This is a genomic window from Noviherbaspirillum sp. (genome assembly GCF_035944575.1).
GTDB lineage: Bacteria > Pseudomonadota > Gammaproteobacteria > Burkholderiales > Burkholderiaceae_D > Noviherbaspirillum.
This window is the reverse complement of sequence record NZ_DASZBA010000206.1, coordinates 23,594-33,610: the sequence shown is the minus strand read 5'-3', so window position 1 is coordinate 33,610 and position 10,017 is coordinate 23,594. Positions and strand designations below refer to the sequence as shown.

At 60.4% G+C, this 10,017-nt stretch carries 12 protein-coding genes; 2 read left to right on the top strand and 10 right to left on the bottom strand.

Features of this window, described 5'->3' with window-relative positions; translation table 11 throughout:
• The 7 genes from VGU61_RS16450 to VGU61_RS16420 form a co-directional block, all read right to left on the bottom strand.
• Positions 1-1,245: cellulose synthase catalytic subunit (locus VGU61_RS16450; RefSeq protein ID WP_326860286.1), on the bottom strand; the 1,245-nt coding region annotated here is incomplete at its 3' end.
• 15 nt (positions 1,246-1,260) lie between these two features.
• Positions 1,261-1,800 carry an ATP-binding protein gene (locus tag VGU61_RS16445; RefSeq protein ID WP_326860285.1) on the bottom strand — a complete coding sequence of 180 codons (540 nt, stop codon included), beginning with the start codon at positions 1,798-1,800 and terminating at the stop codon, positions 1,261-1,263.
• Positions 1,801-1,814: 14 nt separating this feature from the next.
• Positions 1,815-2,975, bottom strand: coding sequence for an NDP-sugar synthase (locus tag VGU61_RS16440; RefSeq protein WP_326860288.1), 1,161 nt, complete (start codon positions 2,973-2,975; stop codon positions 1,815-1,817).
• 32 nt (positions 2,976-3,007) lie between these two features.
• Positions 3,008-3,349, bottom strand: coding sequence for an STAS domain-containing protein (locus VGU61_RS16435; protein ID WP_326860284.1), 342 nt, complete (start codon positions 3,347-3,349; stop codon positions 3,008-3,010).
• A gap of 186 nt (positions 3,350-3,535) precedes the next feature.
• A complete protein-coding gene (locus VGU61_RS16430; protein WP_326860283.1) occupies positions 3,536-4,420 on the bottom strand; it encodes a hypothetical protein in 885 nt (294 codons plus the stop codon).
• The gene (locus VGU61_RS16425) at positions 4,420-6,162 is read right to left on the bottom strand and encodes a GAF domain-containing SpoIIE family protein phosphatase (RefSeq protein WP_326860282.1); all 1,743 of its coding nucleotides are present in this window, start codon (positions 6,160-6,162) and stop codon (positions 4,420-4,422) included. Before VGU61_RS16425 ends, VGU61_RS16430 begins: the two co-directional genes overlap by 1 nt.
• A 145-nt stretch (positions 6,163-6,307) precedes the next feature.
• Positions 6,308-7,792 carry an alpha/beta hydrolase gene (locus VGU61_RS16420; RefSeq protein WP_414691648.1) on the bottom strand — a complete coding sequence of 495 codons (1,485 nt, stop codon included), beginning with the start codon at positions 7,790-7,792 and terminating at the stop codon, positions 6,308-6,310.
• Between the two features lie 141 nt (positions 7,793-7,933).
• Here VGU61_RS16420 and VGU61_RS16415 point away from each other — a divergent pair, with 141 nt between their 5' ends.
• The gene (locus VGU61_RS16415) at positions 7,934-8,194 is read left to right on the top strand and encodes a hypothetical protein (protein WP_326860281.1); all 261 of its coding nucleotides are present in this window, start codon (positions 7,934-7,936) and stop codon (positions 8,192-8,194) included.
• Here the strand turns inward: VGU61_RS16415 and VGU61_RS16410 are convergent.
• Together VGU61_RS16410 and VGU61_RS16405 are read right to left on the bottom strand one after the other, a co-directional pair.
• Positions 8,169-8,495: a DUF3135 domain-containing protein gene (locus tag VGU61_RS16410; RefSeq protein ID WP_326860280.1), complete on the bottom strand. Its 327-nt coding sequence runs from the start codon at positions 8,493-8,495 to the stop codon at positions 8,169-8,171. The two genes, VGU61_RS16415 and VGU61_RS16410, sit on opposite strands and share 26 nt — an antisense overlap.
• A gap of 143 nt (positions 8,496-8,638) precedes the next feature.
• Complete coding sequence (locus VGU61_RS16405; RefSeq protein ID WP_326860279.1) at positions 8,639-9,079, bottom strand: GFA family protein; 441 nt, start codon at positions 9,077-9,079, stop codon at positions 8,639-8,641.
• Between the two features lie 149 nt (positions 9,080-9,228).
• On the opposite strand from VGU61_RS16405, the gene VGU61_RS16400 reads away from it, so the two are divergent.
• Complete coding sequence (locus VGU61_RS16400; protein WP_326860278.1) at positions 9,229-9,429, top strand: hypothetical protein; 201 nt, start codon at positions 9,229-9,231, stop codon at positions 9,427-9,429.
• A 3-nt stretch (positions 9,430-9,432) separates the two neighbouring features.
• Here the strand turns inward: VGU61_RS16400 and VGU61_RS16395 are convergent, their stop codons facing one another.
• Positions 9,433-10,017 (bottom strand): hypothetical protein, encoded by a 585-nt coding sequence (locus VGU61_RS16395; RefSeq protein ID WP_326860277.1) that lies wholly within the window; start codon positions 10,015-10,017, stop codon positions 9,433-9,435.

Here is a 10,017-nt window from a genome sequence, read left to right as displayed (position 1 = left end):
ATTGTCGCGGAAGCAGATGTCGAGCGTGCCGCCCGCATACTTGAAGCGCTGGATCATCCACGACAGCAGGTCCTGCGGCGACAGCATTTTCGATTCCACCTCGGGATGGAGCACCGATTTCCAGCGGCGCGCTTCATCGTTGTGCAGAACGATGGAGGTATAAATGTCTTCCGATACGTGGAACTTGTACGGCGTGAACTCGGTTTCCAGCACCATCTGCGTGCGCATCGCACCGCTGAAGTCCTGCCGCAATCCCGGATCGGCGATCTTTGCCGCATAGGTCTCCACTTCGCGATCCACCTTGATGGCGAAGGCGCGCAGCGCGGCCTGCATGACCGCTTCCCTGCGATGTATCGATCCGGCGCCGCAGCAAAACGCCGCATTGGCCCAGTTGCGGCGGCGCTGGATGACGTCGTAGAACATTTGCGCGTCGCTGACGAACGGATCGGCGCCGACGCGCACCGGCCCTACCAGCCGCTCCACCGCCTTGCCGAACCACCGCCCGGCTGTGCCGGCCTTGCGCGCAAGATGGTCCGGCAGCGGCGTGCCTTCGGGAATATCGTAGAACCATTGCGGCGTCTGCACCCAGGCGACGTCGACATCGCGGAAGTAGCCGAGCGTATGCTCGAGGAAGGTGGGAAAGAGCCGCGTGTCGGCGTCGCAGATCACGATGAAGTCGCCGCTCGTGTGCTCCATCGCATTGCGCAGGTTCCCCGCCTTGAAACCGATGTTGCTGGAACGCGTGATGTAGTTGACGCCCTCTTCCTGCGCCACCATCTGCATCGCCGGCCTGCGCCCGTCATCGAGGACATGGATGCGCAGATCGATCGGATGCGGATAGCGCACCGCCTTCGCGTCGCGGATGGACAGGCGGACGAGTTCTTCCTCTTCGTTATACGTGGTGATGAAAATGTCCACCGATATGGGACGATGCTCGTCGCCCGGATTGTCCGCGCATTCGCCGATTTCGCGGGGTGGCGGGAGACGGGGATAATCCCGCACCTTCCACAGGTTGATGGTGAACAGCACCAGTCCGATATAGGCCAGGGTCTCCGCAAGCGCCAGCGGAATGGCGAACCACAGCGCGTCGAAATTAAGGGAATCGGTCCAGCGCCAGCGGATGTAGTTGGCGCCGAGCACCAGGGCGATGACGGCGAGGAACTGCCACAGCAGTTCCCTGCGGGGAGAATGGGGCAACGGCGGCGGTGGCCTGCGATGCTCGAATTGCTTGAAGTAAAAATCCAACCCTGGTTCCTTTCGCTATGCTCCGGAATCAGGACTACGCCCCGGTACGGGCGCTTCGCCATCGCCGCCATAAGTGCCGAAGCGCTTCGTCATCAACAGGCGGTTCACGCCGTCGGTGGTCTCGTACAGCACCACATCGAATAATTCATTGATCAGCGACAGCCCCATGCCGCCGACCGGCAGATTCTCGACATCGGTCGGGTCGAACTCGAACACCTGTCCCTTCCTGCTCTTCAATGCTTCATCGGGAATCGGCGTGCCGCTATCCGTCACCCTGACCACGGCAGACGACAGCGACTGCTCGAACAACAGTTCCATCGACTCCCGTTCCCGCGCCGCATAGCCGTGAACGACGACATTGGTCAGCGCCTCGACGACGCCGAGTTCGATCGCATCGCAGCACTCTTCCGGCAGGAAGTCCGCCATGAAGGCACGCAGCGCCTGGGCGATGGCGCGCACCTCGTCCAGCGTCGCGGGCACCACGAAGCGCATGCGCCGGATCACGGCGGCGTCACCCGGTGTCTTGTCGTCGGAGGCTTGCAAATTGATGGGCATACCGCTCCAGTCCTTTAACGTGCGGAAGAAGGTTTTGGCTGCATGGCGTCGCGCAACGCGTCATGTATCGGGTCGTAAACCAGGGCTTTTCGCGCATCGTCGAGCAGCCAGCCGATATCGGCATCGTCGATGTCGATCACCTCGCCATAGGGATCGATGAGCTTGCCGGCGAACACGATGCGGTCCGACAGCGCCGCCACGGAAGACAGCCGGGTGTACTCCCCGACGATGCTGTTGCGCACCTGCGCGCCGGGCTCGATGACGGAGTTCGGCCCGATGACGACAGGCCCCTCAATGAGCGCGTCGTCGCCGATGTAGCTGCCGCTGCCGATGTAGACCGGGCCGGATATGCGGATCTTGCTCCAGTCGGCGCGCACGCCGAGGCCGACCCGGACGCCGGGCAGCACTTCGGTTCCGGGCAGGCGATATCCCTTCACCTGCCCCGACAGTACGAGCCGCGTCGCCAGCCAGAAGTCGGTGACCGATCCGATGTCCACCCACTGGAACGGCAGCGCCAGCGCATACACCGGCGCGGCACGCTCGATCAGCGATGGAAACAACTGGCCGCCGATATCGTATTCCTGTCCTTGCGGTATGTAATCGAACACTTCCGGCTCGAACAGGTAGATGCCGGTATTCGCGTTGGTCGATGCCGCATCGGCGGGCGCGGGTTTCTCCTGGAAGCGCTGCACCCGCCCTTCGTCATCGGTGACCACGACGCCGTACTTGCTGACATCGTCGATGGGCACCGTCTTGGTGACGATGGTGGCGAGCGCCTTCTTTTGACGATGGAATGCCAGCACCTCGGTCAGGTCGACATCGATCAGCGCATCGCCGCACAGTACGGCGAAGGTGCTGTCGAAGAACCCACAGAAATCCTGGATCTTGCGCATGCCGCCGGCCGAGCCGAGAGGCCGGTCGACGAAGCGCCCATCCTCGAGGTTGCCCTCGTAGGAATAGGCGATGCGTACGCCGAATCGCTCGCCATCGCGGAAATAATCCTCGATGGCGGCCGACAGGTAACTGGTATTGATGAAGATTTCATCGAACCCGTGCTGCGCGAGATGCTCGATGATGGACTCCATCACCGGCTTGCGTATCAGGGGGATCATCGGTTTGGGCAGCACGTTGGTAAGCGGACGTACGCGCGTCCCCTTTCCCGCTGCCAATATCATTGCTTTCACGAACGGCTTTCCTGTATCGACAATCAGGCGCGCAGCCTGTTGATCGCATCGGCCTGGGTCGGTTCGATGGCGAAGACCTTGTCCATGCGCGTGAGCTTGAAGAGGCTCAGCACTGCTCCCTTGAGATTGCAGACGGCGAGCGTGCCGCGGTTGCCGAGCGATTTCAGCACCGACACAATCGCACCCAGGCCGCTTGAATCCATGAACTGCACGGATTCTAGGTCGAGGACGAGTGCGTTCTCGCCCGATTCGATCACTTTGAGTACCGCATCCTTGAATCTCAGTGCGACCGACGCATCCAGCCGCTTGATGATGGGCTTGATGATCGCGATATCGCCTTCTTTTTTTACGTCAATCAGTTCCATGTTTTCTGCTCTTTTTATTGCGGCACGCACAGGCGCATCATCGTTATTCAGGCTGTATCGCCTTTCATCAGGCCGCATGACTGAAGCCTCATGGCAATGTCAGCACGAGGCTCCTAGAGAGTTGACTGCCTGAAGGTCTATAAGTTTTAACAATGCGCATGATTCGTTGCATTTCGCTACCGTGCCTCACCAGTTTGCCGACCATGAAATGGAAATACTGCCGCGGCGAAAGCCGCCCTGCCCGCTCGGGTCACGCCAGCCGTAACGGTTGCCGGCATAGTTGTTGTACTGCACGGTGATCGTTCCCGGTCGCCAGTCGAAGTAACCGAAGCCGTAGGTGAAATCGGGGTCCCATGGCTGCTGGCGGATGCGGTCGGGGTAGTAGAACAGGGTGGCGTTCGCATACAGCTTGTTCGGCAGCATGTACCGGCACCCGAGCGACAGGGAATGCTTGTACTTCCGGATCGACAAGGTCCTGAGATCGGTGTAGCGCGGCGTGACATTGGCATTCACACTGCAGTTCACGTCATGACTGGCATCGGCCTTGAAGATCGGATCGAGCATCTGCGGCATGCGGAACTTGTAGCCGAGTGACCAGTTGCCCTGCCGGAAGCGGCTGACGGTTTCGCCCTGTTCCGGCTGCAGCCGGTTGCCGGTGTAGTTGCCGTAGACGAGGCTGAAGGTATTCGGATGCCAGTCGTCATAGCCGAAGGAATAGGTGAAGTCCGGGTTCCACGGTTGCTGCCGGTCGGACATCAGGTAGCGGTAAAACGTGACGCTGCCGAACCAGTAGCTGGCCGGGTTGAGCCTGAGTTCCGCCTGCAGCGTTGGGGAAACAGCCGGCGCGCCCTGGGTGCCGGCGCCCGCGGTCGCGCCGCCGGCGCTGGTGCGCAAGGGATAGTCGAAACCGAGACGCATCCTCGCTTTCGACGATGCCTCCTCCGCGGCAGCGTCGCCCGGCGGCGCCATGGAAGGATTGTTCCAGTCCTGTGCGCCGACACATGGCGGCATGCCGGCCATCATCACGATCAGCCAACGACCGGCCGGCGATCGTGCCGTGACAGGCAGCATCAATGCGGCATGGACGGCGCCACTCCGCGCTCGTCGCTCTTCAAATACTCGACCGTCAGGAAGGTGATGTCATCGCCGAAGGCACGGTTTCTTCCATGCCAGCCTGCCAGCGCATTGGCGACCGCGCTCTGGACTTCCGCCAGCGGCGCATCATGCGTTTGTTCGAGCAAGCGTTCCATGCGCTCCTGCCCGAACAATTCCTCCTCGGGATTCGGGCAATCCGGGATGCCGTCGGAGTACAGGTAGAGCCGGGAGCCGGGGCGCATGCGCAGGGTATGGGATTCGAATTCGGCCTGATCCAGGATGCCGATCGGCAGACCGCCGTTGCCGATCGACTTCAGGGAACTGCTGCCCGGTTCGCTCAGCAGCGGCGGCGGGTGGCCTGCCTGCACCAGCGCCAGCTCGCCGCTGACCGTATCGAGGATGCCGTAGATCATCGTCAGGTAAAGACTGCTTTCCTTCATGGCGCCGAATTTCCGGTTGAAATCCGCCACCACCTGCGATGCGGCTTCGCCGACGTTGCCGTCCAGCCGTTGTATGAGGGTCAGCATGTCGCCCCGCGAGGAAAACATCTGCTGCTGCGCATTGAATGCAAGCAATGCGGCGGACAACCCGTGTCCGGAAACGTCGATCACATAAAAGCAGACGTGACTGTCATCCAGGGTAAAGTAATCGAAGATGTCGCCGCCGAGATAGCTGGACGATTGGAACATCCAGTCGAAGCACACCTTGTTGATGCACTTCGGCGCAGGCAGGAAACGCAATTGCATCTCTTTTGCGATCGCCAGTTCTTCACTCAGTCGTCCGTATGCACCGCCGAGCTCGCGGTTATGCCGTTCGAGGTTTTCCTGCAAATCGGCCCTTACCTTCTCAAGCTTCTTGCGTTCGGAAATGTCGTGCCCGATGGCGACGATCTTGTTCCGTTTGCCGACGCTCAGACGTTGCAGCCGCAGCTCGATCACCTGTTCCGCGTCCTCCGGCGGCGCATCCTGCCTTCGCCGGATCAGCTCCAGCATCACCCGCTTGTTCGGGCTGGTTTTCAGGATGCCCGTGACCGCGTCGCCATCAATCTGCGTTTCCGTGCGCAGCATGTCCGGCAGCTTCTGCCCGACGATGTTTTCCTCATTACAGTTGAAGGCGAGGCATGCCGCCTTGTTGGCATAGGTGCATTGAAGCGTCTGCGCGTCGGCCAGGATGATCTCGTCCGTCACCTGGTCAAGGACATCACCCAGCACGGCAAGGCGCGCCTCCTTCTTTCTTGCCTTGAACAGGGTCATCAGCACATGGGCGAGTTGCCGCAGCGACTCAAGCTGTCCTTCATTGAGTTTGACCGGTTGGTTGGAAAGCACGCAGAGCGCGCCCAGGTTGTAGCCCTCTTCGCTTTTCAGCGGCATGCCGGCGTAGGTGCGGATATTCGGCTCGCCCGTTACCAGCGGGTTATCCCAGAATCGTTCGTCTTCCCTTGCATCGGGAATGTGCATGATGCCGTCCTGGAGGATGGCATGACCGCAGAAACTGATGTCGCGCGGAATTTCGGTCAAATTGTTTAGCTTATATACCGCTTTCAACCATTGCCGGTTGGTGTCTATCAATGAAATTGCGGCATAGGGAACGCCGCATATCCTGGCGGCAAGCGAGACGATCTCGTCGAACACCGCCTCATACGGGGTATCAAGTAACTGATAGCTGCCAAGATTTTGAAGACGATGTGACTCGTTGTGCGGAAGAGGTGCGGCAACCATGAACCGATTTGAAAAGTTATCACCGATAGACTTTTTCGATCAGGTTTGGTTCTGATGATGATTTAACGAATGACGGGGAGAAAAGCGCTTCAAATGAAAAACGCCCGCACGAGGCGGGCGTTTTCTTACTGCCTGGAAGAACCGATCAGCGCGCCGGGCAGGCGGTCAGCATCGGCGCAATCGCGGTACGGGTACCGATTGTCGTCGCGCTGTCCTCCGGCGTTGTGGCCGCGTTGCGGGTGAATGCACAACCGTAGGTCGGGCTGGCAACCGTCGCCGGTGTCATCACATCGTCACCAGCCGGCTTCACGCCGTTCTCCGCCCAGTTGATCATCGCGGTGAACGCGTCGACCTGCTCTGCCACGGTGAAGTCGCAGTGGCTTGGCGCACGGATTGCGCGCTGTACCAGCAGGTTGCCGTTGCCGTTCTCATCCGCACGCTTGCGATAGATCTGCTGCATGCTGAACGGCACGTACATGTCGCCGAGCGTATGAATGCTGACCACCGGCACATTGAACTTGCCGTTGACCTTCGGAATCCAGCGCAGGCCGTCGCGACGCAGACGGTTTGCATCAGGATCGCCGGTGCGGTCCGGAATCTGCGCGTTCAGCGCGGTTTCGTCGGCCGTCAGCGCCGGATCGTTGTCCAGCTGGTAAGTGAAGCGGCGGGTATCGAGCGGGCTCTTGGTCAGGATGCCATTGACGGTGCCGTCACTGCCGAACGTGCCCCACACGACGTTCTGCAACCCAGTGTTGCCGAAGCCCTGTGCGAAGACCGGGCGTGCGCCGCCTGTCAGGTTCTGAACGATCGCCGCCAGCCTTGCTCCCTGCGCCGTGGGCACGGTGCTGAAGGTGGTGAACAGCGAATTGCGGACTTCCGTGGCGATCTCGCCGAAACGCTCGGGCGGATGCGTTGCGCGGCCGGCCAAGGTTTGCGCAGCAGCCTGGTAAGCGGCGAAATAGTCGAACAGTTCGGTATCGCCCATCACGCCGCACATCGGCACGGCGCCGTTATACGTCACCTTGTTGTTCGCGGTGGCGAGTGTTTCCGCCTCGACGGCTGCGCCGGCGATATGGCCGCCCATTGAATGGCCGATGATGTAAGTCCGGGTCGGTGCGGCGAGGGTGCGGCCCTTTTCAGCGGCGATCTTGGTGAAATTGAGTGCCAGCGCATTGGTGTCTTCCACGCCTGCGCGCACGTCGTACCAGTTCTTGCTGTAGCTCGATGCGGCCCATGCGTAGCCGTTTTCGATCAGGTGACGGCGGATCGACGGCATCGTGATCGCCAGCTGGGCAACGGTGCCGACATAGCCGTGCGCGTACATCACCAGCTTGCCGTTCCAGTTCCTCGGCACTTCGATCCGGTAGCCGGCGCCGTTCAGCACGCCGGTCCAGCGGTCGGTTTGAAGGGTGGAGTCCGTCAGGGCGCGGAAGCTGGCCGCGCCGTTCGCACCGGCTTCAAAGTCGGCCGCCGTGGTGAAATTCGGTGGTACGAAGGCGCGGTCGTCCTGCAGGCGCTTATCTTCCGGCGCCGGTGGTGTCGGTGCCGGATCGTCGCTGCCGCCGCAGCCTGCCAGCCAAAGTGCACTGCCCAGAACGAGTACGCCAACCTTCAATGATGGTTTCTTCACAACCTGTCTCCTTGATAATTATTGAGTGATACCGTGATCCGATGGGAGTCGTTCCGACGGACCGATTTGCAGACCGATGGGCCTGCTGCATTCAGGAGGTTATTGCAGCAACGTTAGAATCACTTGCAACGCCGAAACCGGATGCCAGCTATTCCCAATTCTGCAATGCAGAACATGGTTTTGCTTTTACATAGTGTATCTATTGAAAACAACCCTGTAAACCGGAAGCAAGAAAAAAGCCACGAACTGGCGATTGGCTTACAAACCATGCGCTGGCTTGCTATTGGGAAGGGAAATCAGGAAGAGCTTGTCCTGGGCGTTTCACGCAAGTATTGCATGCTGATAATGCCCAGGATTCCGGAAACCGGCAAGTGGTTTACCGGTTGCGCACACGCTCGATGAGCAGCGATGCCTGCAGCCCGGCAACCGCTTGCTGTGCATGCTCCCAGGTGGTCATCAGCTGGTTCATCGAGTCCTGCATCATGCGCGAGGCAATCAGCACCGCTTCCATCGGCGTGGCGGCCGATTCACGGGCGGTTTCTATGCGGGTGAGCAATTTCTCCAACGCGGGCCGGTGAATCACCGGCGCATAATCCACGGCCTCGCGCAGCAAATGCCTGCGAAATGCCTCAAAGGCTTCTGGGTCGTGCTGGTGCAGTGCCACCAGCACATTGAAGTCCGGAAGTCGTACACCGTCATTCATCTCGCGCTCCTTGTCATGTCGTATGACAGGTATAACCGCTGCCGGCTGCGGGCTTTTTGTGGGGAGTCAACCGTGCGGCCACGGATGCCTGTGCTAGCACAAACGCCGGCCAATCGAGCGCAGAAATCCGCCAAGATTTCTTTTCAGAACCGGACCAGATTGTCCTTTTCCAGCACCGGCGGCGACTTGAACACCTTTGGAATATGCCGATCGAAATGCACCCACGGCAATGCGTTGACAGTCCAGATGTCGGCGACCGGTTTGAAGGCGGCCGGCTCATCCAGGCTGCCTGCCTTGATCATCAGCACATCGGGATGGTCGGGATTCTTGGCAAACAACTGCGTTCCGCAGGCAGCGCAGAATCCGCTGGTTCCATGATTCCCGCCGCTCGCCTGCGCGGTATAGAACGCCGGCGCGCCGTCGATACGCACGGTATGCGCGGCCATCGCCAGCATCGGCGAGAACGGACCACCGCCGGCTCGCTGGCAATCGCGGCAATGACAATTGAACATACCAAGGGGCGGTTCGCTGCATGCATAACGGATGGCGCCGCACGCGCATGCTCCTGTGAATTGAGTCGGCATGGAATCTCCACTTGATTTCATCAGGATTGGACCACCCTGCGGAGCAGAAGATTCGATCGCGGATCGGTGCAACAATTCCTGCGATCACTGCAACCGTTTCGCGATCGGCGACTCTATTTGTTTCCCACACCGACCATGGAGCGCACGATATGCATGTTCAAATCATTCACCAGCAAGCCGACGGCGCAAGGACCGATTACGGCATCCAGGAACTGGACTACATGCCACCGGTCGGTGAGCCGTTCCCGGTGGACAAACAGGTGTATTACCGCGCGAAGGCCTACTTCGGCCCGGATGAAAACGGGATGTATCTGCTGGTGCTGGAAGGAGAACCGAAGCTGTTGAGCTGAGCCCTATTTCGTTTGTTCGATCCGGTCCGTCGGGATGGGCCGCAATGCGGGTTCGGGCGGCGCTTCCTTCGGCGGCGGCGGGGTGAGCTGCGCCGCGCAGGCGAGCTGGAGGTCGCGCTCGAAGGCGGCGGTGCGCAGGGTCTTGCTGCGCGACTTGGTGAAGGCGGCCGATTCGGGCAGCAAATGATCGCCTGACGGATTTTCCAGGCGGCGCCACTGCAGGCGGTTGCTCTTGGTCAGCTTGAGCTCGCCCGACACCCTCAGCGGCGGCGATACCCTGCTGCTCAGCACGACGACGGACGCGGTATTGCCGGCGATCTCGCCGGTCAGCGAAGCGGCGTCGCCCTCATCCATCTGGCTGGCGCCGGGCGTGGCGAACACATGGGTGCCGCACAATTTATTGTCCTTCTGGATCAGCTCGATCACGAAATTGGCGCACTTGCCCAAGTCCCTGCTGGCACCAGACGGGCATATCCATGCAATCCACGCGCCGTTGAAGTCGTTTTCGTCTGCGGCGTGCGCGGCGGGCGTACCAGTGAGCGTCCCGCATGCAGCCAGCAGGATCAGCAGTCGCTTGAAGTCGTGCAT